We start from the raw sequence: 25495 nt of genomic DNA on the forward strand, positions 1-25495 counted from the left end.
CTAGGAACCACATTTCGATGTCCGCTTACAAGATCACCGAACACAAGTACGACATGGTCGTGATCGGCGCCGGCGGCGCCGGCCTGCGCGCGACCTTCGGCCTGGCCCAGAAGGGCCTGCAGACGGTCTGCCTGACCAAGGTCTTCCCGACTCGTTCGCACACCGTGGCCGCGCAGGGCGGCATCTCCGCCGCGCTCGGCAACATGGGCGAGGACGACTGGCGCTACCACTTCTACGACACCATCAAGGGTTCGGACTGGCTGGGCGACCAGGACGCCATCGAGTACATGTGCCGCGAGGCGATCCCCGCGATCATCGAGCTGGAGCACTACGGCGTACCGTTCAGCCGCACCGAGGACGGCAAGATCTACCAGCGTCCGTTCGGCGGCATGACCACCAAGTACGGCGAAGGCCCGTCCGCGCAGCGCACCTGCGCCGCCGCCGACCGCACCGGCCACGCCATGCTGCACACGCTGTACCAGCAGTCGCTGGCGCACAACGCGCGCTTCATGATCGAGTACTTCGCGCTCGACCTGATCTTCGACGAGGAAGGCGCCTGCCGCGGCGTGCTCGCCCTGGACATGGCCGAAGGCTCGCTGCACCTGTTCCGCGCCCACGGCGTGGTGCTGGCCACCGGCGGCTACGGCCGCGCCTACTTCAGCGCCACCTCGGCGCACACCTGCACCGGCGACGGCGGCGGCCTGGTGATGCGCGCCGGCCTGCCGATGCAGGACATGGAGTTCGTGCAGTTCCACCCGACCGGCATCTACGGCGCCGGCTGCCTGATCACCGAGGGCGTGCGCGGCGAAGGCGGCATCCTGCGCAACAGCAGCGGCGAGCGCTTCATGGAGCGCTACGCACCGCACTACAAGGACCTGGCCTCGCGCGACGTGGTGTCGCGTTCGATGACCATCGAGATCCGCGAAGGCCGCGGCGTCGGCGAGCACAAGGACCACATCCTGCTCGACCTGACCCACCTCGGCCCGGGCGTGATCGACGACAAGCTGCCCGGCATCGCCGAGAGCGCGCGCATCTTCGCCGGCGTCGACGTGCACAAGCAGCCGATCCCGGTGATCCCGACCGTGCACTACAACATGGGCGGCATCCCCACCAACTACCACGGCGAAGTGGTGCGCAAGGACGGCGACAACCCCGATGCGGTGGTGCCGGGCCTGTACGCCATCGGCGAGGCCGCCTGCGTGTCGGTGCACGGCGCCAACCGCCTGGGCTCCAACTCGCTGCTCGACCTGGTGGTGTTCGGCCGCGCAGTGGCCAACCGCTGCGCCGAGACGATCAAGACCGGCGCCCCGCACAAGGGCCTGCCGGGCGACGCCTGCGACAAGGCGCTGGGCCTGCTGGACAAGCTGCGCAACGCCAACGGCGGCACCCCGACCTCGGTGATCCGCGACAAGATGCAGCGCACCATGCAGTCCGACGCGGCGGTGTTCCGCACCAGCAAGACGCTGAAGGAAGGCGTGGACAAGATGGCCGACATCTTCGCCAGCTTCGAGGACGTGAAGGTGTCCGACCGCTCGCTGGTGTGGAATTCCGACCTGATCGAGACCTACGAGTTGAACAACCTGTTGCTCAATGCGGTGGCGACGATCAACTCGGCCGAGCAGCGCAAGGAAAGCCGCGGCGCGCACGCCCACGAGGATTTCCCCGACCGCGACGACGTCAACTGGCAGAAGCACACGCTGGTCACCGTCGACGACAAGGGCCAGTGCAGCTTCGACTACCGCCCGGTGCACATGTACACGCTCAGCAAGGACGTGGACGTGGTGCCGCCGAAGCCGCGCGTTTACTGACCAAAGCCGGGATTGGGGAGTGGTGATTCGGGATTCGACAACGCTTCGTTTCCTGCTCTCGCCCAAATCTCCAATCCCTAATCCCCAATCCCGGATTTAAAAGCCATGGCAGAGTTCACCCTCCCCAAGAATTCCAAGATCGGCAAGGGCAAGCACTTTCCCGCCAAGGGCGCGAAGAACGTGCGGACCTTCAAGGTCTACCGGTGGAATCCGGACGACGACAGCAACCCGCGGACCGACACCTACGAGGTGGATCTGGACGCGTGCGGTCCGATGGTTCTGGACGCGCTGATCAAGATCAAGAACGAGATCGACCCGACCCTGACCTTCCGCCGTTCGTGCCGCGAGGGCATCTGCGGGTCGTGCGCGATGAACATCGACGGCACCAACACGCTGGCCTGCACCAAGGCGATCGCCGATTGCGGCAAGAAGGAAGTGCCGATCTACCCGCTGCCGCACATGAGCGTGGTCAAGGATCTGGTGCCGGACCTGACCCACTTCTACGCGCAGTACGCCTCGATCAAGCCGTGGATCCGCACCCAGACTCCGCCGCCGCCGGACCGCGAGCGGCTGCAGTCGCCGGAAGACCGCAAGAAGCTCGACGGTCTGTACGAGTGCATCCTGTGCGCGTGCTGCTCGACCAGTTGCCCGAGCTACTGGTGGAACGGCGAGCGTTACCTGGGCCCGGCGATCCTGCTGCAGGCCTACCGCTGGATCATCGACTCGCGCGACGAGGACACCGGTGCGCGCCTGGACGATCTGGAAGATCCGTTCAAGCTGTACCGCTGCCACACCATCATGAACTGCGCGCGGACCTGCCCGAAGGGGCTGAACCCGGCGCTGGCGATCGCCGAGATCAAGAAGCTGATGATGGCGCGCCGCGCCTGATCGCAGCGGCGTACGTTCCAAGCGGCGGGCCTGCCTGCCGATCGCGCGGCACCGGCTTTCGGGTTCGGTGCCGCGTTCGTTTTCGGCGGCTGCCGTGCGGCGCCGCCCCCAGGAAAGGGTGCATGCGATGGACGACACCACCGAACTGAAGAAGCTGCGCTGGCGCTGCCGGCGCGGCATGCGCGAACTGGACCAACTGTTCGGCCGCTACCTGGACCGGCGTTGGGGAGCGGCTTCCGAGGACGAGCGCGGGGTTTTCCTATACCTGCTCGATTGCGAGGACGATAAGTTGTGGCGCTGGTTCATGGGCTACGAGGCTTGTCCCGATGCACGCGCCGCCGATCTCATCGCCTCCATCCGCGCCATGCCGGCTTGACTGGCGCCCCTCGCGCTGGCTGCTGGCCGCGCTGATCCTGCTCGGCGCGCTGGCGCCGCTGTCGCTGCTCGGTTCCGACCTGCCGCCACACCTGGCCTGGCCAGCGGCCTTGCTGGCGCTGCTGTACGCGGCGTGGCTGCTGCGCCGCGAGGCCAGGCGCGCGCCGCGCACGCTGGTGCTTCCCGCCGGCGCCGGTGCGCCCAGCGTCGACGGCGCGGCGGCGAGCGAGCTGCAGGTCGCCTGGCGCGGACCGCTGGCGTTCGTGCGCTGGCGCGACGCGCAGGGGCGCACGCAGCGCCTGGCGTGGTGGCCGGACACGCTGCCGCCCGCGGCACGACGTGAACTGCGTCTGGCCGCTTCGGCCCATGCCGCTTCGTCTGCGCCGCCGCAAATGGCACCATAGCGCTCCCTGGATGGTGGCTGCGCATGTTCAAACCCTTACCCGTGGCCATCGGCCTGCGCTATCTGCGCGCCAAGCGCCGCAACAATTTCATCTCCTTCATCTCCATGGCCTCGATCCTCGGCATCGCCCTGGGCGTGACCGTGCTGATCACCACCCTGGCGGTGATGAGCGGCTTCCAGAAGGAGATCCGCGACCGCCTGCTGCAGATGGCCGCGCACGCCACGGTCAGCGCGCAGGGCGCGCCGATGGAGGACTGGCAGCACGCGGTGGACGTGGCCATGCGCGACAAGCGCGTTGCCGGCGCCGCGCCCTATGTCGAGGAAGAGGCGCTGCTCACCGGCCAGCGCAACCAGCCGGCGATCGTCCGCGGCATCCTGCCCAAGGAAGAAGCCAAGGTCTCGGTGCTGGCGCAGAAGATGAAGCAGGGCTCGGTCGACAGCCTGACCCCGGGCTCCTACAACATCCTGCTCGGCCAGGAGCTGGCGCTGTGGCTGGGCGTGGGCGTCGGCGACAAGGTCGTGGTGATGCTCGGCGAGCCGCAGGCCAGCCCGATGGGCATGGTGCCGCGCTACAAGCGCTTCACCGTCAGCGGCATCTTCGAGGCCGGCTACAACGAGATCGACCGCGGCCTGGCGGTGACCAGCATGCCCGACCTGCAGCGGGTGCTGCGCATGGGCGACGGCGTCACCGGCGTGCGCCTGAGGCTGCACGACATGGACCAAGCCTGGAACGTGGCGCGCGACCTGGCGCTGAACCTGCATGGCCCGTACATGGTCAGCGACTGGACCCGCGAGAACGCCAACCTGTATCAGTCGCTGAAGATGGAAAAGACGGTGATGGGCATCCTGCTGTCGCTGATCATCGCGATGGGCGCGTTCAACCTGGTGTCCTCGCAGGTGATGCTGGTGACCGACAAGCAGGCCGACATCGCCATCCTGCGCACGCTGGGGCTGAGCCCGGGCGGGGTGATGCAGGTGTTCATGGTGCAGGGCACGCTGATCGGCGTGATCGGTACCGTCGCCGGCGTGATCGGCGGCATCGTGCTGACGCTTAACCTGGAGCGGATCCTGGCCGGCATCGAGGCGGTGTTCAACATCAAGCTGCTGCCGGAGGACGTCTACTACATCACCGGCCTGCCCACCGACATGCAGCCGCACGACGTCATGGTGATCACCATCGTGGCCTTGCTGATGAGCTTCCTGGCCACGCTGTACCCGGCCTGGCGCGCGGCGCGCACGCAGCCGGCGGAGGCGCTGCGCTATGAATGAGGGCAGGGAGTTGGGAATCGGCAAGCGGGAATCGAACGTGCAGAACGCAGCGACGCAGCAGGCGGCGATCCGCGCCGAAGGCCTGGCCAAGACCTACGCCGAGGGCAAGATGCGCACGCCGGTGTTCGACGGCCTGGAGCTGAGCGTGGCGGCGGGCGAGACCGTGGCCATCGTCGGCGCCTCCGGTGCCGGCAAGAGCACCTTGCTGCACCTGCTCGGCGGCCTCGACGTGCCGACCTTCGGCGAGGTCTACGTGGCCGGGCAGCGCATGTCGGCGTTGACCGATGCGGCGCGCGGGCAGTTGCGCAACCGCTCGCTGGGGTTCGTCTACCAGTTCCATCACCTGCTGCCCGAGTTCACCGCGCTGGAGAACGTGATGATGCCGGTGCTGCTCGGCGGCGCGCCGATGCAGGACGCCGATGCGCGCGCACGTGCGCTGCTGGAATCGGTGGGCCTGGCCCATCGCCTGGAGCACAAGCCGGGCGAACTGTCCGGCGGCGAGCGCCAGCGCGCCGCGGTGGCGCGTGCGCTGGTCAATCGTCCCGCTTGTGTGCTCGGCGACGAGCCGACCGGCAATCTCGACGACAAGACCGCGGCCAATGTGTTCGCGCTGATGCTCGAGCTCAACCGCGCGCAGCGCACCAGCCTGGTCCTGGTCACCCACGACCGCAGCCTGGCGCGCAAGCTCGACCGCGTGCTGGAACTGCACCAGGGCAAGCTGCGCGAACTGGCGCCTGCGGACGTTTGAACGCGGGCGGTGGGCGCCGCCGTAGCGCGGCGCCACCGCACCGCATGATGCCGGGCATGCCGCGGCCTAACGGCCGTGAGTGGCTGAAGCCTGTTGCGCGGAGTCCAGGTGTGACGGCGTCCAGGCGCGGCAGCGACGCTTCCTGGGGCAGCGCCTGCAATCGCGACGACAGGGCCGTGCTGCCTACCGATGCAGTCGACCTCGCGACGGAAGGGACCTACGCTAATTCGCGTTGCCGCGGCGCAGCCGTACATGCCGTTACCCTCGTAGGAGCGGCCTCAGCCGCGACGGGCATTCCCGGTAGAGCCTGTCGCGGCTGAAGCCGCTCCTACAGTGGGGCTTGCGTCGTTCCTGCCCCGCTGGTTCGCCGACAACGCGGCATTCGCAGTCCGCGAGTGATGCGAACCGTGCTGGCACTGCCATCCTGCCAACCAGGATCGTTGTGGGAGGGACTTCAGTCCCGACGCTTCAGACAACAACGCGTCGGGGCTCAAGCCCCTCCCACAGGGTGTGGCGCGGCGCGGCGTTGCTGCATTTGGAAAGGCATGACGATCGCGTCATCCAGCGGTGCATCCCCATCTGTCGCAGGAGCGGCTTCAGCCGCGACGGGGCGTCACCGAGAAAGCAAGCCGCGGCTGAGCCGCTCCCGCGAGAGATTGCACTGTAGGAGCGGCTTCAGCCGCGACCAACGCAGCCGAACACATGGCCGCCTCGGGTTGCTGTCGGCAGCGAAGCTGCTCCCGCAGCACCAGAAAAACCTTCTGCAGCATGACGAACAAAGGCGCCACCCTGCAAACGCATCGCAACGCCCCTCAGCGGCAACCCTCCCGCATTGCCGCTTTCGTGCTGCAGCGATGGCCCTGGCAGGTAAGGTTCCTCAGGGAATCACCCGTTGCGCGCGCAACCGCGTGAACAGCTCCAGGAACGAGGCGCGGCTGTCGTAGTAGCCGAGGAAACCCAGATCGCGGCTCTTGGTCATGTCGTTGACGCATTCGATCTCGCGGCCCAGATCGGCATCGGTATGCCACCACGACGCGAGCTGGTTCACATCCGCCTGGACCAGTCCATGCTGCTCGGCGATCTCGCGCCACAGGGCCGGCGCGGTGTCCTGCAGGCGCGGCTGCAGCGGCATCGGCGCATCCGGATAGGGAGCAGGTTCCAGGCCGAAGAACGCGGCGATCTCGCCCCACATCCAGCGCCAGCGGAACACGTCGCCGTTGACTGTGTTGAAGGCCTGGTTGCGTGCGGCCGGACTGGTCGCGGCCCAGGCCAACTGGCGGCCGAGCAGGCCGGCATCGGTGAGGTCGGTGAGGCTGTCCCACTGCGCACGCGAGCCCGGGAACACGAATGGCTGCCCGCTGTGCTTGCACAGCGTCGCATACACCGCCAGGGTCACGCCCATGTTCATCGCATTGCTGCCGTTGGCCTGGCCGATCATGGTGTGCGAGCGATGCACGCTCCAGCCGAAGCCGTGGCGCGCGGCGGCGTCGAACAGCAGGTCTTCCAGCGTGTAGTAGAAATTCTCGCCCGGTTGCCGTGGTTCGCTCTCGCGGAACGGCGTCTCCGCCTTGCCGCTGCCGTAGTGTTCGAACGAGCCCAGGTAATGCTTGGTACCGGTGACCAGCGCCATGTGCTGCAGCGCCGCGCCGTCGAGGCCTTCGCACAGGTGCCGCAGCATCGCGCCGTTGGCGGCAACGTTCTCCTTCTCGGTGTTGCGTCGCGTCCAGGTGCAGAAGAACACGTGGGTGATCGGCAGCCCGCGCAGCGCGGCCACGGTGGCGTCGCGGTCGAGCAGATCGGCCGCCACCGGGATCACGCCGTCCTGCGGCACCGGGCGACGCGCCAGCCCATAGACCGTCCAGCCCTCGGCGACCAGCACGTTGGCGAGGTTGTAGCCGGAGATGCCAGTGACTCCGACGATCAGTGCGATGCCCTTGCGCATGCGCGCACTCCTTACGACGTTGGGCACTGCACCATAGGCGCCTGGCGATGAAGCCGCGGCGAACTGTGCCGTACTGTGACGCGGCGCGCGCTCGGGCGTTAGGCAAATTCTGACGTGGTGTCCCGGCGTAGACCGATGGCCTGCGCCGAGAGGCGATGCGACGCTGACTTTGCGATCGCGATGGTGTTGCGCGATGCGTAGCGCGGCGACGTGGCGCTGCTTCGGACCCATCGATGCCAAGGAGGGCAAGCACATGCAACCGTCTGCCGAGGACGTCCCGCGTCGAGGCATCGCCGCCGCCGACGCTAAGCGGTGGCCGGCAGTGACGCCGTTCGGTCCCGCGGTCGCCGCCAGCCTCGCCGCCGGCGTGCTGGCCGCGCTGTGGCTGCCGCGCCTGCCGCCCTGGTCGCTGGCCTTGGTGGTCCTGCTCGCCGGGGCGTCCCTGTATGTGGCGGCGCCGCGCTGGCGCTGGCTGGGGGCGTTCGCGATCGGCGCCGGCTGGCTGGCACTGGTGGCCGGCATGGTGCTGGCGCGGCAGTTGCCGGCCGACTGGGAAAAGCGCGTGGTCGCCGTTCGCGGCCAGGTGGTGGAACTGCCGCAGGCCGAAACCCGCCGTACCCGCTTCCTGTTTCGCGTGGACGCCGATGCGGCGCAGCCGGCGCCGTTGCGCGGTCGCCTGCTGCAACTGGCGTGGTACGACGACTTCGGCACGCATCAGGCCGGGCCGCGCAGCGCGCTGCGCGCCGGCGCGCGCTGGCAGTTGCAGGTGCGCGTGCGCGCACCACGCGGCTTGAGCAATCCCGGCGGCTTCGACGCCGAGGCCTATGCGCTGGCGCAGCGGATCAGCGCCAGCGGCTACGTGGTGGCGCCGCATGCGGCAGCGCAACTGGCGCCGGGACAGGGCATCGACGCCTGGCGCGCAGGCATGTCCGCACGCATCGCTGCGGCGATACCGCAGGCCTCGGCGCGCTACGTGCAGGCGCTGGCGCTGGGCGACACGCGGCGGCTGGACGATCGCGACTGGCGCATCCTGCGCGCTGCCGGGCTGACCCATCTCATCGCCATTTCCGGCTTCCATGTCGGCCTGGTCGCCGGTGCCTTCGCGTTGCTTGGTGGCGGCCTGTGGCGGCTGTGGCCGCAACTGGGCCGCCATTGGCCGCGCCGCCAGGCCGCGGCCGCGTTGGCGCTGCTCGGTGCCGGCGGCTATACCCTGGTGTCGGGCATGGCCCTGCCGACCGTGCGCACCGCCCTGATGATCGCGGTGGTGGTGGCGGCACGGTTGTGGCGGCGACCGGTGCGGGTGGTCGACGCATTGGCGCTGGCGGCGATCGCCATGCTGCTCTGCGACCCGCTGGCGGTGCTCTCGGCCGGCTTCTGGCTGAGCTTCCTCGGTGTCGCCTGGCTGGCCTGGTGCATGCCCGATGCCGGGCGCGGCTGGCGCGAGACGCTGCGCAGTTTCCTGACTGCGCAGGGCGTGGCCACGGTCGGCCTGCTGCCGGTGAGCACGATGCTGTTCGGGCAGGCCTCGCAGGTCGGGCCACTGGCGAATTTACTGGCGATTCCGTGGTGGAGCCTGGTGGTGGTGCCGCTGGCCCTGCTCGGGACCGCGCTGGAGGCACTGCATGCCGGCGTTGGGGCCTGGCTGTGGCGCCTGGCCGCGGCCTGCTTCGACCTGACATGGCCGCTGTTCGTGGCCCTGGGCGAGAGCCGCTTCGCACTGCGCTGGCTGCCGGAGGCGCGCGACTGGGCGCTGCCGCTGGCCCTGCTGGGCGCGTTCTGGCTGCTCTTGCCGCGCGGGGTGCCGGGCAAGCCGCTGGCGGCGCTGCTGTGGTTGCCGTTGTTGCATCCGCCGCTGGAGCGGCCGCGAACGGGCGAGGCCGATCTGGTGATGTTCGACGTGGGGCAGGGGCTGTCGTTGCTGGTGCGCACCGCGCACCACCAGTTGCTGTACGACACCGGGCCGGCGGTGGAGGATGGCTACGACGCCGGCGAGCGGGTGGTGGTGCCGGCGCTGCACGCGCTCGGCGTGGCCCGGCTGGATCGCGCGGTGATCAGTCATGGCGACAACGATCACGCCGGTGGCCTAGCCGCGGTGCGCGCGGCACTGCCGATCGGCCTGGTCCAGGCCCCGGCAGGTGCGCCGGTGCCGCTGGACCGGCCCTGCGTGGCCGGCGATGCCTGGGAATGGGATGGCGTGCGTTTCCGGTTCCTGCATCCGGCACCGCACTTTCCCTATCTGCGCAACGAGTCCAGCTGCGTGTTGCGCGTGGAAACCGCCCATGGGGTGCTGCTGCTGGCCGGCGATATCGGCGATGTGGTCGAGCGCAAGCTGCTGCGCGAGGCGCCGCAGGCGCTGCGGGCCGACGTGGTGGTGGCGCCGCACCATGGCAGCGGGCACTCCTCGCATCCAGGCTTCGTCGCCGCCACCGGCGCGCGGCTGGTGCTGGTCTCGGCGGGCTACGGCAACCGCTTCGGCCATCCGCATCCGAACGTGGTGGCGCGCTGGCAAGCGGCCGGCGCCGAGGTCGCCGGCACGCCGCAGGGCGGTGCGCTGCGCGTGTGGCTGGGACGCGCCGGCCTGCAACTGCGCGAGCGGCGGCCCTGGCGGGCGCGGCTGTGGGATGCGGCGGAGCGGGCGCGGGCGGCTGCTATCCTATCGGCCAGTGAACGAACGGCCGAGCGTGCCGGAGGGTTGCGACGTGTGGGAACTGGTCAAGGCCGGTGGCTGGCCGATGGTGCCCTTGCTGCTGTTGGGCGTGGTCGCGCTGGCGATCGTCCTGGAGCGGTTCTGGAGCCTGCGCCGTAGCGAGGTATTGCCGCCGGGACTGGGCCAGGAAGTGCGCAACTGGGCAACGCGCGGCAAGCTCGATCCCACCCACATCGAATCGCTGCGGCGCAATTCGCCACTGGGCGCGCTGCTCGCCGCCGGCCTGGACGTGCGCAACCGCCCGCGCGAGATCGTGCGCGAGCGCATCGAGGATACGGGGCGGCACGTCGTGCACCGTATGGAGCGTTATCTGAACGCGTTGGGCACGGTCGCTTCGGCCGGGCCGCTGCTGGGCCTGCTCGGCACCGTGGTCGGCATGATCCAGATGTTCCTCGGCATCCTCGACCATGGACTGGGCGACGTGAACCAGCTTGCCGGCGGCATCGGCAAGGCGCTGGTGTGCACCGCCACCGGCATGATCATCGCGGTGCCGGCGCTGATCTTCCATCGCCATTTCAAGAGCCGCATCGCCGGCTACGTGATCGAGATGGAGCAGGAAGCCACCGCGCTGACCGATGCGCTGGACGGCCACGGCCGAGCCGCGGCACCGGCCGTGCCGGCGCGCGGCGCCGCGCCGAACGCCGCGGCGGCCAAGGGCTGAGCCGGTGCGGATCCGCGACGACCGTGGCCAGGACGAGCCGCAGATCGACCTGGTGCCGTTGATCGACGTCATCCTGGTGCTGATCATCTTCTTCGTCGTGACCACCACCTTCGATGCGCGTTCCACGCTGCAGTTGCAACTGCCCAACGCCAGCGACCGCAACGCGCCGCCGCCGGCACGCGCGCTGAGCGTGCTGATCAACGCCGACGGGCATTACTTCATCAACGACCAGGAAGTGCTGCGCACCGACGTGGAGTCGGTCAAGCGCAGCATCGCCCAGGTCGCCGGCGACGACCGCGAGCAGCCGGTGCTGCTGCGCGCCGACGCGCGCACGCCGTACCAGGCGGTGGTCACCGCGCAGGACGCGCTGGGCCAGCTCGGGTTCCGCCGCATCGCCATCGCCACTGCCCCCGAAGTCAACAGGGACGGAAGCTCCAAGTGAATGTACCCACCGACGTGCCCGTCCAGGATTCCCCCTGGCGGACCTATCGCCGCCTGTTGTCCTATGCCGGCGGCTACCGCGGCCTGCTGCTGATCGCCGCGGTCGGCGCGCTGCTGGAGGCGCTGGCCGGCTCCGGCTTCCTGGCGCTGATGAAGCCGATCACCGACGAGACCTTCATCGCCCGCAACCGCGAGGTGGCGATGTGGCTGCCGTTGCAGATCGTCGGCCTGTTCGTGCTGCGCGGCATCGCCGGCTACGTCACCGACATGTCGATGGGCCGCGCGGCGCGAAGCATTTCCCGCGATTTCCGGGTCAACGTACTGGACAAGTACCTGCGCCTGCCGGGCAGCCGCTTCGACGCCGAGCCGGTGGCGTCGATGCTGGTGCGGCTGGGCTCGGACAGCGAGCAGGTGGCGCAGGCCGCGGTCGACGCGATGAAGGTGATGGTGCAGCAGACCCTGCAGATCGTCGGCGCGCTGGCGGTGATGCTGTGGTACAGCTGGACCGTGACCGTGACCATCCTGCTGGTGGCGCCGCCGCTGGCCTGGGTGATGGACCGCGTGGCCAAGCGCTACCGGCGGGTCAGCCACCGCATCCAGGAAAGCAATGCCGAACTGATGCAGGCCGCCGAGCAGGCCCTGTCCGGCAACCAGGAGGTCAAGGTCTACGGCGCGCGCGCCAGCGAGATGGAGCGCTACCAGCAACTGGCCGACACCAACCTGCATCTGGCGATGAAGGTCGAATCCACCCGCGGCATCTCCTCGGCCGCGGTGCAGTTGCTGGGCGCGATCGGTTTGGCCGCGCTGTTGCTGATCGCCGGCCACGAAGCGCTGGCCGGGCGCCTGACCGCCGGCGAGTTCGTCTCGCTGATGACCGCGATGATGGCGATCATCCCGGCACTGAAGAACCTCACCAACGTGCAGAACATGCTGCAGCGGGGCGTCGCCTCGGCGCAGCGGCTGTTCGTGGTGCTGGACGCGCCGGAGGAGCAGGACAGCGGCACCCGCCACATCGAGCGCGCGCAGGGGCGGATCGAGTTCCGCGAGGTCACCGCCGCCTATCCGGGGCAGGCGCGGCCGGCGCTGGCCGAGGTCAGCTTCGTCGCCGAACCCGGCACCGTCACCGCCATCGTCGGCCGCTCCGGCAGCGGCAAGTCGAGCCTGGTCAAGCTGATCCCGCGTTTCTACGATCCGCAATCCGGGCAGATCCTGCTCGACGGCCATCCGCTGCAGGACTATCGCCTGGAGGATCTGCGCCGGCAGATCGCCCTGGTCGGCCAGCAGGTGATGCTGTTCGACGGCAGCATCGCCGAGAACGTCGCCTATGGCGAAATGCGCGAGGCAGGCCCGGCGCAGTTGCGCCAGGCGGTCGCTGACGCCAATGCCATGGAATTCGTCGACCACCTGCCGGAGGGCCTGCAGGCGCAGGTCGGGGCCAAGGGCGGGCGCCTGTCAGGCGGCCAGCGCCAGCGCCTGGCGATCGCCCGGGCGATGCTCAAGGACGCCCCGATCCTGATCCTCGACGAAGCCACCGCCGCGCTGGACAACGAATCCGAGCGGCTGGTGCAGGACGCCTTGCACCGGCTGATGCCCGACCGCACCACGCTGGTCATCGCCCACCGGCTGTCGACCATCGAACACGCCGACCAGGTGCTGGTGATGGACCACGGCCGTATCGTCGAGCGCGGCACCCATCACGAGCTGCTGGCGCTGGGCGGCGTCTATGCGCACCTGCACAGCATGCAGTTCCGCGAAAGGCAGTACGGATGAGCGAGCGCGGGCCACACACACCCGCCTATTGGTACGGCACGGGCGCGCCGCCGCTGCACGCGCGGTTGCTGACCCCGCTGTACGCGGCGGCGATCGCATTGCGCCGCGCGCTGTACAGGCGCGGCTGGCGCAAGCGCCACAGCATCGCCGCGCCGGTGGTGGTGGTGGGCAATCTCACTGCCGGCGGCACCGGCAAGACGCCGCTGACCATCGCCCTGGTGCAGCGCCTGCGCGACGCCGGCTGGACCCCGGGCGTGGCCAGCCGCGGCTACGGCCGCAGCCAGCCGCAGGAACCGCGCTGGATCGAGCCGGGCACCCCGGCCGAGCAGGGTGGTGACGAGCCGGTGCTGATCGCGCGCAAGACCGGCGTGCCAGTGCGGGTGGATCGCGACCGCGTGGCCGCGGCGCGGGCGTTGCTGCATGCCGGCTGCGATATCGTGGTCTGCGACGACGGCCTGCAGCACTACCGCCTGCAGCGCGACATCGAGATCGAGGTGGTGGACGGCCAGCGCCGCTACGGCAACGGCCGGTTGCTGCCGGCTGGGCCGCTGCGCGAACCGGTGGCACGCGGCAACGAATGCGATTTCCGCGTCATCAACCTCGGCCAGGCCAGCGACAGCGGCGAATTGGAAGCGGGCTTTGGCGAATGGGCGATGCGCCTGCGCATCGACAGCGCACAACCGCTGCGCGGCGGGCGGGCGCGGCCGCTGCGCAGTTTCGCCGGCCAGCGCGTGCATGCCGTGGCCGGCATCGCCCACCCGCAGCGCTTCTTCGACATGCTGCGCGCGCAGGGCATCGGTGTGGTGCCGCATGCCTTTCCCGACCATCACCAGTACCGCGCCGCGGATCTTGCTTTCGGCAGCGAACTGCCAGTGCTGATGACTGAGAAGGATGCGGTCAAATGTGCCGCCTTCGTCAACGATTGGTGTTTCAGCGTGCCGCTGGTCGCCGAACTGCCGGCGGCGTTCTGGATCGGCTTGCTGGACCGGCTGGACAAGCTGCGTGGCCGCGCGGGCGAATCCAGCGACTAGCGGCGCCTCGCATCACCTGTTTCCACCACAATCGTGACGGATCCAGGGTGTCCGGTAGGAGCGGCTTCAGCCGCGATGGGGCGTTCCCGGTGCAGCCCATCGCGGCTGAAGCCGCTCCTACAGGACGCTTCCGAGAGATGCCTGGAGGCACGCAGGCAGCACGGCGCTCTGGCCTGCTGCGCTGCGCGCCGCATCTCCGGTGCGATGGCGCGTTCGGGTTGCTGCCATCGTCCGTTGCAGGATTCGCGATCGCCAGCCACTGCACCACGCGTCGCGGCTCAGCCCCAGCGCGACGCGTTGGGCCAGCGAACCGCGCTAGAACCTGTAGGTCAGCGACAGCGCGGTGTTGCGTGGCGCGCCATAGTAGCCCTGCGCCCAGTACAGGCTGTTGATGTACTTGCGGTCGGTGACGTTGTAGACGTTGAGCGTCGCGTTGAGCCGCGGCGTGATCGCGTACTGCGCCATCAGTCCCAGCAGCGCATAGCTGCCCTGGCGGGTGTAGATGGCATTGCCGGCGGTGTCCACGGCCTGCTGGTCGCGGACGATGGCGTCCTGCCAGGTCAGGGTCGCGCCCAGCTTCAGCGCCTCCCATTGCGGCACGGTGTAGGTGGTGGCCAGCTTGAAGGTGCGCCTTGGCACGTAGGTGCGCACATTGCGCCCGTCGTCGCCCTTGATGCCCAGTTGGGTATAGCCGGCGTTGAGCTGCCACTGCGTGCCGATGCGGCCGGCGACGTCGAACTCGTAGCCGGTAGAGGTGGCGTCCACCGGCTTGTAGGTCTGCAGCGTGCCGACGTAGGTGTCGGCCTCGGCGGTGTTGTCCTGCTTGGCGCGGAACAGCGCGAAGGAGGCATTGACCCGCTGCTGCAACCACTGGCCCTTGATGCCGAGCTCGGCATTGCTGCCGGTGATCGGGGCCAGCACCTGCAGGTTGCGGTCCAGTTCGGTCTGCGGGTTGAAGATCTCCGCATAGCTGGCGTACAGCGCGTAGTTCGGATCGAAGGTGTAGACCGCACCGACGAATGGCGTGGTCTTGCTGTCGTCGTAGGCGTGCTGCACGCCGTAGTTCTGGCCGCGGCTCTCGATCCTGGTGTGGTTGACGCCGGTGATCAGCTTCAGCGCGTCGCTCAGGTTCCAGCGCGCGGTGGCGTAGGCGCTGCGACGGATCATGTCGAACTCGGCGCCGGTCGGCGCAGTGGTGAACGCCGGCAGCGCGATGTCGCCGGTCCAGCTCTCCAGGCTGGGCAGCGCGAACCAGGCGCTGGTGTCGCTGGAATCGGCATAGGTAGAGACCTGCGAGACGTCGATGCCGGCCCACTTCACGCCCGCCACCAGTTCGTGTTCGCGGCCGCCCAGGACGAATGGGCCGCTGGCGTAGAGGTCGGCGTACTTCTGCGTCTCGTGGCTGACGTAACGCGAAGGATAGGAGTACAGCCCCAGCCCGGTGGCGCGGTCCGGCGTGCCGTAGGCGTAGAACAGGTTGCCGTCCGAATCCAGCTTGCGGTAGTTCAGTGCGGCCTTGAGCTGCCAGCCGCCGCCCAGCGCCTGCTGCAGTTCCACGAATGCGCGCTTGTCGGTGCTGTTCCAGTACGACCATTCGGTCGAGGTGCTGGTCGAGCGCGCGTAGTCGGTGGCGCTGCCGTCGCTGTAGTACAGCGGCAAGGCGCCCCACATGCCGCCGTGGGGTTCGTTCTTCTGGTAGCTGGCGCCGACGCTGAGCAAGGTGCTGTCGCCCAGATCGGCCTCGACGATGCCGTAGATGCTGTGCTTCTTCAGCGCATAGCGGTCCAGGTAGCTGTCCCCGTCCTGGCCGGCGGCGACCACGCGGCCGCGCACGCTGCCGCTGCGATTGAGCTTGCCGGACAGGTCGGCGTCCAGCCGCCGCGTGTCCCAGCTGCCCACCGTCACCCCGGCGCTGCCCTGCAGATCCTCGGTCGGGCGCTTGCGCACGAAGTTGATCGTGGCCGACGGATTGCCGGTCGAGGACAGCAGTCCATTGGCGCCGCGCAACACCTCCACCCGCTCGTACATCGCCGTGTCCAGGTCGCCCTCGGCGCCGCCGTTGGTGAACGGCAGGCCGAGGCCATCGACCTGGAAGTTGACCACGTCGAACCCGCGCGCGCTGTAGTAGGTGCGGTCGGTCTCGATCTTCTCGACGTTGATGCCAGTGGCCAGCGCCAGCACGTCGTTGGCGTTGCGCAGGCCGAAGTCGTCCATCTGCTCGCGGCCGATGCTGCTCACCGATTGCGGCGTCTCCAGCGGACTCAACACCAATCCGGTGCCGGTGGCGCTGGGCGACACGGTATAGCCGTCCTCGCGCTGCGCGACCACGTCCAGCTTCTGCAGTTGGGTCGGCTCCCGGTCGCCGGCCACCGTGGCGTCGGCCGAGCCGGCACCGGCCTCGGCGGCGCCAGCCGCGGTCGGCAGCAGCAGGGCGGCGATGGCCAGACCCAGCGCGCGGCGCGCGGTGGCGTAGGGGGCCTGTGCAGCGGATCGAATGGGGCGGGCGGGGAGGTTCATCGTTAGGGTCTATAGAATGGGCAGGAGGCAACGCCGTCGTCGCGCCGGAGGCTGGCGCAGTGGGATACGCGCTGGGCAGTCCGGTCGATCAAGCGGCGAATGCGAACTATTCTCAATAATTCATGGGGAAAGATCAATTCATGGCCGGATTCGTCCCGTTCCAGCACGCGCCTGGCGCCGTGGCTCTCGACGCTCCCGTCGCTGGCGCGGTGGCGGCATGAGCGCCGCCGCACCGGCCTTCGTGGTTGCCGTTCCGGCCCGCTATGCCGCCTCGCGGCTGCCGGGCAAGCCCTTGCGTGTGCTCGGCGGCGAGCCGCTGATCCGCCACGTGGCGCGGCGCGCGCTCACCGCCGGCGCGGCGCAGGTGTGGGTGGCCGCCGACGATGCGCGCATCGCCGCCGCGGTGGCCGACCTGGACGGCGTGCACGTGGCCAATACCTCCAGCGATCACGCCTCCGGCACCGACCGCCTGGCCGAGTGCGCCGACATCGCCGGCTGGGACGATGCGACCCTGGTGGTGAATCTGCAGGGCGACGAGCCGTTCGCGCCGGTCGCCGGCATCGTCGCGGTGGCCCGGACCCTGGCCGACAGCGGCGCCGAGATGGCGACCCTGGGCACGCCGGTGGACACGGCCGAACACCTGTTCGATCCCAATGTGGTCAAGCTGGTGCGCAGCGCCGCTGGCGATGCGCTGTACTTCAGCCGCGCGCCGATCCCCTGGCACCGCGACGCCTTCGCCGCCTCGCAGGCGCAACTGCCGCTGCCCGGCCCGTGGCTGCGGCACATCGGCATCTACGCCTATCGCGCCGGCTTCCTGCGCCGGTTCGCGGCGATGCCGCCGGGCACGCTGGAGCGGATCGAGTCGCTGGAGCAGTTGCGGGTGCTGGAAGCCGGCTTCCGCATCGCGGTGGCGCTGTCGCCGGCGCCGTTCCCGCCCGGCGTGGACACGCCCGAGGACCTGGCGCGCGCCGAGGCCTACCTGCAGGGCCAGGCATGAAGCTGCTGTTGGTGTGCCTGGGCAACATCTGCCGTTCGCCGATGGCCGAGGGCGCGTTGCGCCACCACCTGCAGCGCTCGCCGCTCGCCGGGCTGGTGGAGGTCGACTCGGCCGGTACCGGCGACTGGCACCGCGGCGAGCCGCCGGATCGGCGCGCGGTGGCCTGCGCCGCCGCGCATGACGTGGACATCGCCGGCCTGCGTGCGCGGCAGCTGCGCGACCGCGACTTTGCCGAGTTCGACTGGATCCTGTGCGCCGATGCGGCCAATCTGCGCGACGTGCGCCAGCGCGCACCGGCGTCGGCGCACGAGCGCGTGGCGCTGTGGCTGCCGTGGGCCGGCGTGCATGGCCGAAGCGAGATCCCGGATCCGTACACCGGCGGCAGCGCGCAGTTCGAGCAGGTCTGGCAACTGGTAGACGAAGCCGCCGCCGGCAGCGTGGCACGACTGTCCGTCGACGTCGGCTCCGGCATAATCGTCCGATGAATTCCATCGCCGCCCTGGAACTTCCCGCGTCCGGCGCCTGGCTCAACGCCGAGCCGATCCGCCTGCGCGATCTGCAGGGCCGGGCGCTGGTGCTGGCCTTCGTCAACGCCGCGTCGGTATGGTGCGCGCAGCGCCTGGCCGAACTCGGCCAGTGGCAGGCGCGCAATCCCGGACGACTGCAGGTGATCGTGGTGCAGGTGCCGCGCTTCGACAGCGAGCGCGCGCCGCAGCGGGCGCTGAAGCTGTTGCGCAGCCAGGGCGTGTCCGCGCCGATCCTGCTCGATGCCGACTGGGCCGCCTGGCAGCGCTTCGACATCCAGGCCTGGCCGACCCTGCTCCTGATCGATGCCGGTGGGGTGGAACGCGAGCGCCTGGTCGGGATCGGTGGCGCCGAACTGGACAAGGCGCTGCATGCGCTGTGCGCCGGGCAACCGCCGCCGCTGGACGAGGATCTGCGCGATGTCCGCGAGACCCAGCCGGAGCCGCGCCTGCCATTGCGCTTCCCGACCGGCCTGGCGGTGGCCGAGGACCGCCTGTACGTCGCCGACAGCGGCCATCACCGCGTTCTCGAATGCAGCACCAGCGGCCGCGTACTGCGCCAGTTCGGCATCGGCACCGCCGACTTCATCGACGGCACGATCGGCGAGGCGGCGTTCCACCGCCCGCGCGGGCTGGCCCTGGAGCGCGGCGTGCTGTACGTGGCCGATACCGGCAACCACGCGCTGCGCCGGATCAACCTGCTCACCGGCCAGGTCGATACGCTGTGCGGCAACGGCCGTGCCGGCGAGCCGGTGGAAGGACCGGTGGAGCAACCGCTGCTGGCGCCGCTGAACCATCCGCAGGACGTGGTGGTCGCCGACAACCAGGTGCACCTGGCGATGGCCGGCGACAACCGCATCTGGAGCTACGACCTGGGCAGCCGCAGCCTGCGCTGGCGGGCCGGCGCAGGCGCGCTGGAACTGCGCGACGGCAGCGGTCACCTGGCCGCGTTCGCGCAGCCGTGCAGCCTGGCCGCGGTGCAGCAGGTGCTGTATGTGTGCGATGCGCTCGGCTCGGCGGTACGCTCGATGCAGTTGCGCGGTGACTTGGTGCAGACCCTGCTCGGCGGCCAGGGCCCTTGGGATTTCGGCGACGAGGACGGACCGCGCAGCCGTGCCCGCCTGCAGTTCCCGCAGGCGATCGCGCTGAGCCCGGATGCGCCGCTGCTGTGGATCGCCGACAGCGGCAACGGCAGCCTGCGCAGCCTGCGCCTGGGCGGCGGCGAATTGTCCACCGCGGCCCTGCCGCGGCGCCTGCACGGCCCGGCCGGGCTGGCGGTCGGCGCCGGCACGGTGTGGATCGCCGAGACCGACGCGCATGCGGTGCTGCGCTACGACATCGCCAGCGGCGAACTGCACGACGTCGCGATCGGCGAATGAGCACCCCCGCATTGCCCGCGTTCGACGGCAAGGCCTTTGCCGCCAACCTCAGTACCGCGCCCGGTGTCTACCGCATGTACGCCGCGGACGACACCTTGCTCTACGTCGGCAAGGCCGGTGCGTTGCGCAAGCGCGTGTCCAGCTATTTCAGCGGCTCGCCGAAGAACGCGCGGACCATGGCCATGCTGGCGCAGGTGGCGCGCATGGACGTCACCGTCACCCGCAGCGAGGGCGAGGCGCTGCTGCTGGAAAACCAGCTGATCAAGTCGCTGTCGCCGCGCTACAACGTGTCGCTGCGCGACGACAAGAGCTATCCCTACGTGTTGCTGACCCGCGAGGAGTGGCCGCGGATCACCCTGCACCGCGGCCCGCGCGCGGTGCCCGGGCGCTATTTCGGCCCGTATCCCGGCGTCACCGCGGTGCGCGAGACGCTGAACCTGATGCACAAGCTGTTCAAGCTGCGCAGCTGCGAGGACAGCGTGTTCCGCAACCGCTCGCGGCCATGCCTGCAGTACCAGATCGGCCGCTGCAGCGCGCCATGCGTGGCGCTGGTGGCGGCCGACGAGTACGCCGAGGCGGTGCGCCGTTCCACGCTGTTCCTGGAAGGGCGCAGCGACCAGCTTGGCGAGGAACTGGTGCAGGCCATGCAGGCCGCCAGCGAACGCCTGGAGTTCGAGCGCGCCGCGCGCCTGCGCGACCTGCTCGGCTCGTTGCGCAGCATGCAGAGCCGGCAGTACGTGGACGGCCGCGCCGCCGACCTGGACGTGCTGGCCTGCGCCACCCAGGGCGCCAACGCCTGCGTGTTGCTGCTGGCGTTCCGTGATGGCCGCAACCTCGGCACTCGTGCGTTTTTTCCCAAGACCAACGGCGAGGACAGTGCCGCCGAAGTGTTGGGCGCGTTCGTGTCGCAGTACTACGTCGAGCACGCGCCGCCGCGCGAGGTGCTGCTGGACCGCGAGATTCCCGAGGCCGAGCTGATCGAGGCGGCGCTGAGCTCGGCCGCCGAGCGCAAGGTGCAGCTGAAGTGGAACGTGCGCGGCGAGCGCGCCGGCTACCTGGAGCTGGCCAGCCGCAACGCCCAGGCCACCCTGGTCACCGAACTGACCAGCCGCAACGCCCAGCACGCGCGCAGCGAGGCGCTGCGCGAGATGCTCGGCCTGGCCGAGCCGGTCAAGCGGGTGGAATGCTTCGACATCAGCCACACCATGGGCGAGGCCACGGTGGCCTCGTGCGTGGTGTTCGACGCCAGCGGCCCGGTGCGCAGCCAGTACCGTCGCTACAACATCAGCGGCATCGAGCCGGGCGACGACTACGCGGCGATGCGCCAGGCGATCGAGCGCCGCTTCCGTCGCGCCGCCGAAGGCGAGGGCAAGGGCGATGTGGTGCTGCCGGACGTGCTGCTGATCGACGGCGGCGCCGGCCAGCTGGCGCAGGCCACCGGCGCGCTGGCCGACCTGGGCGTGGACGGGGTGCTGCTGATCGGCGTGGCCAAGGGCGCCGAGCGCCGCGCCGGCCACGAGACCCTGGTGATGCCGGACGGGCGCGAGTTGCGCCCGGGCGCCGCGTCGCCGGCGCTGCAGTTCATCCAGCAGGTGCGCGACGAGGCGCACCGCTTCGCCATCACCGGCCACCGCGGGCGCCGCCAGAAGGCGCGCATGACCAGCAAGCTGGAGGACATCCCGGGCATCGGCCCGCGGCGACGTGCCAGCCTGCTCAAGCATTTCGGCGGACTGGCCGGGCTCAAGGCCGCCGGCGAGGCCGAGATCGCGCGGGTGGAGGGCATCAATGACGCACTGGCCGCACGAATCTACGCTAACCTGCACGGACTGCCGGTGCCCGATCCGGCAGGCGAGTAGAGCAGCGCAATGAAGTTGACCATCCCCACCTGGCTCACGCTGCTGCGGATCGTGATGATCCCCGTGCTGGTGCTGGTGTTCTATCTGCCGTACACCTGGACCAACTTCGCGTCGGCGGCGATCTTCGGCCTGGCCGCGTTCACCGACTGGCTGGACGGCTGGGTCGCGCGGCGCTACCACCAGTACTCCGCGTTCGGCGCGTTCCTGGATCCGGTGGCCGACAAGCTGATGGTGGCGGTGGCGCTGTTCCTGATCGTGCAGGGCCATCCGACGCCGTGGATGGCGTTCTGGGCGGCGGTGATCGTCGGCCGCGAGATTGCGGTGTCGGCGCTGCGCGAATGGATGGCCGAGATCGGCCAGCGCGCCAAGGTGCGGGTGGCGATGATCGGCAAGATCAAGACCACCGCGCAGATGGTGGCGTTGCTGTGCCTGCTGTATTCGGTGATGCCCGACGGCTCGCCGCCGGAGAGCGTGTGGATGGGTTTGTTCATCTTCCACGTCGGCGACTGGACCCTGGCGATCGCGTCGATCCTGACCCTGTTGTCGGGCATCCAGTACCTGCACGCGGCCTGGCCGAGCCTGCGCGACGACGAGCGCGCGGCGATGGCGGAAAAGAACGCGAAAAAAATCGAAGGCAACGGTTGACAGGCTGCGTGGTCCCGGTAGAATTCGCGGCCTCAAGCGGGAATAGCTCAGTTGGTAGAGCGCAACCTTGCCAAGGTTGAGGTCGCGAGTTCGAGTCTCGTTTCCCGCTCCAGATTCAGCAGTACCGGCCTCCAGCGATTACGTGTGGAGCGTCGATGAAAAGGGCTTCGGCCCTTTTTTCATGCCTGCGCGCCGGGCCTGTGCAGCGCTGCGCGTGCAGCTCATGCTTCTCCGATCGAGCGATGCGCCGGGTGGTCAGGCCCCCTGAGCCGCGGCGAGGACGCCGTCGATCGCCTGTTTGGCCTCCAGCAGCGTGCAGCCGTGTTCCTGCTGGTAAGTGCGGACCGCCTGCATCTTGGTTTCCGGCGCTTTTGCCAGTTCGCGCCAATCGGGCGGCGGCGGTGGCGGCGTGTCGTACGCCCGCATCTCATAGCGCATGGTGATGTCGAAGTGCGGCAGTGGCTGGGCAAGCTCGGCCAGATACAGGTCCAATTCCTGTTGCGAGAGGAACGCGGGTACGCGTTGCACGCAGGCCTTGGGGCCGGGCCGGAAATCATGCAGCGTCAGCGGGCGTTGGCACACCTGATGCAGCCGCTCCCCGCGCTGTGGGTCCATGAAGCCACTCACGCTGCGGATGTCGGCGGCGATGAGATCGGCGGTCAGGGCGCCGTAGTCGTCGATCAGATGACTGGCGTTGCCGAGCGTCTGCAGATACTGCGCATACACGAAATCGTCGAACGTGCGGTATTCGATCCGGCAGCGGTCGTCGTCGTGCCACGCCAGGGCGACGCCCACGCTGCCCTCGTCGTCGGGCACCAGACAGTAGAGATCGCCTGCGCCGGACTGCGCGAACGGCAGGAAGCGCCGGCCGTCCTGCGCCTCGGGATGCAACCAGTCGGCGATGCTGCGCGCGCTCTTTTCGGTGCCGATCCACTCGTAGTCCCACCAACTGACGAACGGCACGATGCGTGGTTGCTCGGGGTCCTTCCACGCATCGAACCAGTGCGGGAAGTAGGTGGCGTTGCCCGTGCCGAGCAGCGAGCGCAGCAGGGGCGGGAGCGCGATGCCGGTCGCGTCCGCCAAGGCCTCGAAACCGAACAGCGCGTTCATACGCCGCACCGCGGGAACGGCGCACAACCACGTGCGGCATCGCAGACCCATCTGGCATTCACGGCGATGTTGTGTGCGCTGCGGCCCCGGCGCATGCCGCCCCCGTTACTGCCGCGCGACGATCTTCCCCAGCTACGCAGTGATAAAGGCGGGTGCGGTGCAGAACCGCGGCCTACGCCGGTCGCGATACAGCTCTGACGTGCCATTGCGCGCTGTCGTTTTCATGGTGACGACTGATTGTTGCCGACCACTGCATCGCCGGGCAAGCGCACTTTTCGCGGACGCGCACTACCGGTGGTCTGCAAATTCCCGTGCTACCTCTGCATGACGGTGGCATGACGCCATGTCGGCACCGATAGGGCGACGGCTTTCTCCAGGGTGTCATCAGCAAGGCAAAAGGAGCGGGCAGCGCCTCTTTTTATTGGCATATGCTGGATGCGTTGGTTCGTACGTGCCGAGTTGATGACTTCGCAGCAGGGTGGATGGGTAGCGGGCCGGTGTCGTCAGCCGCAGCGAGCATCCGATTCGACAGTACTTCCAGCGAGGTCATTTCCACGCTATTTCTTTTTTGGCGACCATTGCGCTGATTTCGAGTGCGCCTTCGCCCCCCAGGTCGGGATACCGCTGCTTGAGCGCCGCGATCAATTCAGTCGAATTGTGTGCCTTGGCGGCTTCGTTTTCGAAGGAGCGGATATAGCCGGCAGTGAAATCAACTGCCTCCAGCCCGCGCGGCAAAGCCTGTCCGATATGACCTGGCAGTACCTGCAGCGGCGCCAGCGCCTTGATCTGGCCGAGCATCGTCAGCCAGGCCGCGAGCGATTCCGGCGTTTGCGTGTCGGCCATCCATACGTGCTGGCCGGCGAAGACCAGCACGCCGCCCGCCACCGTTCTGATCGAGGGGATCCAGACGAAGCTGCGGTATGGCGAGAATCCTTCCAGGCCAACGATCTGCAGAGCATGGTCTTCCAGGCTCAGCGTATTGTCGTACAGCGGTTGCGGCACGATGAGACGCTTGGGTGCATCTTTGCCCAGTTGCGGCCCCCATATTTTCAGCTTGTCGTCCTTGGTCGCTTCGATACGATCGGAAACGTAGGGGGTGGCCACGATCCTGGCATCCGGAAACGCGCTGTGCACGATGTCCAGCCCGAAGTAAAAGTCCGGGTCGCTGTGACTGATGTAGATGGTGGTCAGGCGCTTGCCCGAGGCCTGGATCAGCGCGACGAGCTTGCGCGCCTGCGTGGCACTGAACTGAGCATCGATCAACACCGCTTCGTTCTGCCCTTGCACCAGTACCGAACTGACAGCGAAGATGGCTTTTTCGCCTGGATTGAAGAGATGGGGGGTCAGCGTGGCTGGACGGATGGTCGGCTGATCTGTCTGCATGTCGATCCTGCGGAGTGAGGAGGAGAGAAGGTCGTCGTGCAGCCGCGGCATCGGTCAGACGAGCACGCTGCACTGCGAACGCAGTGGTGCGCTTACCTGAGCTTTTCGAGGAGCGACATGCCGCTATAGAAGCGGTGATCGGGAGAGGTGATGTGGGTGTACACACGGCCCTCCTCGAAGTCCTGTGCGTGCACGACGCTGGTACCGTCCTGCTCTTGCCAGTAAACCAGATAGAGGCCGTCGCGCAGCTTCCTGTGGGTATAGCGGATGGTTTCCACCATGCCCAGGTTGGGCTCCTGCAATTTGGTGAAGGTCATCGCCGCGGCATTGTCGAAGGCGATTTCGAAGGCATTTCCCCCGCCGAAATCGACGCGGTAGGTATTGCCGGCCGCGGGCAGCGGATCATTGTGCGAAGTGCTCAAGGTGATCTCCTGGAAGGTGGGAGGCGGCGCACGTCCTGGTTGGCACGGTTGGTGACCGCAGCGGCATCGGCATGCGTTGCCGCTGTGTGCAGGCCACGGCACGGGAGCCGGCCGAACTGCGCTCGCACCGCAAACCGTCCGGTACCGCCGCGTCAGTCAGTGTGCGAACCATCGGCATGTACGGCGATGGGCGATGGCCCAAAGTCGCTCCGTGGCGCAGGCCGCAATGCAATGGTGGAAACCGTTGCCGGTGTCGGCGCCGGCGTTGGTGCCCGAGTGCGGAACTGCCTGGCGATGAAGACGCTGGGCGTAGCGGATCTTGCAATGGGGCGCTAAGGCGTTTCGTAGGAGCATCGCGCCAAACCATGCCTTTCATGGATCGACGAGGCCGGCGCTCATGCTCCCGCTACATTCGCGTGGGCGCATCGTCGGCCGCTGCGGATGCAGTCAAGCTCAGGAGTGCGCACCGTGTTGCGCGCAACGCCCACGCGCGGCAATTGGCATGCGATTTGCGCTGGCCTCTTCCGCGCCAGGCAACACGCCTGGCCTGTGCGAGATGGCGACGATGGATGGCGCAGTTCCTTCGCATTACCCGCGTGTCGCCGCGAGCGGTGCTCCT

21 protein-coding genes and 1 tRNA gene are annotated in these 25495 nt (G+C 68.7%); 17 read left to right on the top strand and 5 right to left on the bottom strand.

Annotated elements, in window-relative coordinates:
• Window positions 1-17 precede the first annotated feature (17 nt).
• The 6 genes from sdhA to lolD all read left to right on the top strand — a co-directional run bounded on the left by sdhA (window position 18) and on the right by lolD (window position 5491).
• A complete protein-coding gene (gene sdhA, locus GGR71_RS08195) occupies window positions 18-1808 on the top strand; it encodes a succinate dehydrogenase flavoprotein subunit (protein WP_160959027.1) in 1791 nt (596 codons plus the stop codon).
• A gap of 105 nt (window positions 1809-1913) precedes the next feature.
• A complete protein-coding gene (locus GGR71_RS08200; protein WP_010342653.1) occupies window positions 1914-2696 on the top strand; it encodes a succinate dehydrogenase iron-sulfur subunit in 783 nt (260 codons plus the stop codon).
• A 127-nt stretch (window positions 2697-2823) separates the two neighbouring features.
• Entirely contained in the window at window positions 2824-3072 is a 249-nt protein-coding gene (locus GGR71_RS08205) for an FAD assembly factor SdhE (RefSeq protein WP_160959025.1), read from the top strand.
• A complete protein-coding gene (locus GGR71_RS08210) occupies window positions 3023-3475 on the top strand; it encodes a hypothetical protein (protein WP_160959022.1) in 453 nt (150 codons plus the stop codon). Before GGR71_RS08205 ends, GGR71_RS08210 begins: the two co-directional genes overlap by 50 nt.
• Window positions 3476-3498: 23 nt before the next feature.
• Entirely contained in the window at window positions 3499-4743 is a 1245-nt protein-coding gene (locus tag GGR71_RS08215; protein ID WP_048488914.1) for a lipoprotein-releasing ABC transporter permease subunit, read from the top strand.
• Entirely contained in the window at window positions 4736-5491 is a 756-nt protein-coding gene (lolD, locus tag GGR71_RS08220) for a lipoprotein-releasing ABC transporter ATP-binding protein LolD (protein ID WP_255490352.1), read from the top strand. The genes GGR71_RS08215 and lolD overlap by 8 nt, the downstream gene beginning before the upstream one ends.
• Window positions 5492-6368: 877 nt before the next feature.
• Here lolD and GGR71_RS08225 read toward each other — a convergent pair.
• Window positions 6369-7433 carry an SDR family oxidoreductase gene (locus GGR71_RS08225; protein ID WP_160959019.1) on the bottom strand — a complete coding sequence of 355 codons (1065 nt, stop codon included), beginning with the start codon at window positions 7431-7433 and terminating at the stop codon, window positions 6369-6371.
• Between the two features lie 253 nt (window positions 7434-7686).
• On the opposite strand from GGR71_RS08225, the gene GGR71_RS08230 reads away from it, so the two are divergent.
• The 5 genes from GGR71_RS08230 to lpxK are packed head-to-tail and all read left to right on the top strand — an operon-like array spanning window position 7687 to window position 14043.
• Entirely contained in the window at window positions 7687-10239 is a 2553-nt protein-coding gene (locus GGR71_RS08230; RefSeq protein WP_160959016.1) for a DNA internalization-related competence protein ComEC/Rec2, read from the top strand.
• Window positions 10133-10801: a MotA/TolQ/ExbB proton channel family protein gene (locus tag GGR71_RS08235; RefSeq protein WP_160959013.1), complete on the top strand. Its 669-nt coding sequence runs from the start codon at window positions 10133-10135 to the stop codon at window positions 10799-10801. The genes GGR71_RS08230 and GGR71_RS08235 overlap by 107 nt, the downstream gene beginning before the upstream one ends.
• A gap of 4 nt (window positions 10802-10805) precedes the next feature.
• On the top strand, window positions 10806-11243 hold the full coding sequence (locus GGR71_RS08240; RefSeq protein ID WP_019800228.1) for an ExbD/TolR family protein: 438 nt from the start codon (window positions 10806-10808) through the stop codon (window positions 11241-11243).
• Entirely contained in the window at window positions 11240-13012 is a 1773-nt protein-coding gene (gene msbA / locus GGR71_RS08245; RefSeq protein WP_184451799.1) for a lipid A export permease/ATP-binding protein MsbA, read from the top strand. The genes GGR71_RS08240 and msbA overlap by 4 nt, the downstream gene beginning before the upstream one ends.
• The gene (gene lpxK, locus GGR71_RS08250; protein ID WP_160959010.1) at window positions 13009-14043 is read left to right on the top strand and encodes a tetraacyldisaccharide 4'-kinase; all 1035 of its coding nucleotides are present in this window, start codon (window positions 13009-13011) and stop codon (window positions 14041-14043) included. The genes msbA and lpxK overlap by 4 nt, the downstream gene beginning before the upstream one ends.
• A 315-nt stretch (window positions 14044-14358) precedes the next feature.
• Here the strand turns inward: lpxK and GGR71_RS08255 are convergent, their stop codons facing one another.
• The gene (locus GGR71_RS08255; RefSeq protein WP_237474310.1) at window positions 14359-16560 is read right to left on the bottom strand and encodes a TonB-dependent siderophore receptor; all 2202 of its coding nucleotides are present in this window, start codon (window positions 16558-16560) and stop codon (window positions 14359-14361) included.
• Window positions 16561-16777: 217 nt separating this feature from the next.
• On the opposite strand from GGR71_RS08255, the gene kdsB reads away from it, so the two are divergent.
• The 6 genes from kdsB (at window position 16778) to GGR71_RS08285 (ending at window position 22073) form a co-directional block, all read left to right on the top strand.
• Window positions 16778-17557 (top strand): 3-deoxy-manno-octulosonate cytidylyltransferase, encoded by a 780-nt coding sequence (kdsB, locus tag GGR71_RS08260; protein ID WP_160959008.1) that lies wholly within the window; start codon window positions 16778-16780, stop codon window positions 17555-17557.
• Window positions 17554-18042: a low molecular weight protein-tyrosine-phosphatase gene (locus tag GGR71_RS08265; RefSeq protein ID WP_160959006.1), complete on the top strand. Its 489-nt coding sequence runs from the start codon at window positions 17554-17556 to the stop codon at window positions 18040-18042. Before kdsB ends, GGR71_RS08265 begins: the two co-directional genes overlap by 4 nt.
• Complete coding sequence (locus GGR71_RS08270; protein ID WP_160959004.1) at window positions 18039-19460, top strand: hypothetical protein; 1422 nt, start codon at window positions 18039-18041, stop codon at window positions 19458-19460. Before GGR71_RS08265 ends, GGR71_RS08270 begins: the two co-directional genes overlap by 4 nt.
• Complete coding sequence (gene uvrC / locus GGR71_RS08275; protein ID WP_160959001.1) at window positions 19457-21316, top strand: excinuclease ABC subunit UvrC; 1860 nt, start codon at window positions 19457-19459, stop codon at window positions 21314-21316. The genes GGR71_RS08270 and uvrC overlap by 4 nt, the downstream gene beginning before the upstream one ends.
• Window positions 21317-21325: 9 nt before the next feature.
• A complete protein-coding gene (gene pgsA, locus GGR71_RS08280) occupies window positions 21326-21961 on the top strand; it encodes a CDP-diacylglycerol--glycerol-3-phosphate 3-phosphatidyltransferase (RefSeq protein WP_017912639.1) in 636 nt (211 codons plus the stop codon).
• A gap of 36 nt (window positions 21962-21997) precedes the next feature.
• Window positions 21998-22073, top strand: a tRNA-Gly gene (locus GGR71_RS08285).
• Between the two features lie 143 nt (window positions 22074-22216).
• On the opposite strand, the gene GGR71_RS08290 is transcribed toward GGR71_RS08285, so the two are convergent.
• The 3 genes from GGR71_RS08290 to GGR71_RS08300 all read right to left on the bottom strand — a co-directional run bounded on the left by GGR71_RS08290 (window position 22217) and on the right by GGR71_RS08300 (window position 24876).
• A complete protein-coding gene (locus GGR71_RS08290; protein WP_160958998.1) occupies window positions 22217-23071 on the bottom strand; it encodes an SMI1/KNR4 family protein in 855 nt (284 codons plus the stop codon).
• A gap of 546 nt (window positions 23072-23617) precedes the next feature.
• Window positions 23618-24454: an MBL fold metallo-hydrolase gene (locus GGR71_RS08295; protein ID WP_202404935.1), complete on the bottom strand. Its 837-nt coding sequence runs from the start codon at window positions 24452-24454 to the stop codon at window positions 23618-23620.
• Between the two features lie 92 nt (window positions 24455-24546).
• Window positions 24547-24876 carry a MoaF-related domain-containing protein gene (locus GGR71_RS08300; RefSeq protein WP_160958993.1) on the bottom strand — a complete coding sequence of 110 codons (330 nt, stop codon included), beginning with the start codon at window positions 24874-24876 and terminating at the stop codon, window positions 24547-24549.
• Window positions 24877-25495: the final 619 nt, after the last annotated feature.

It is taken from the genome of Xanthomonas sp. F1 (assembly GCF_014199855.1).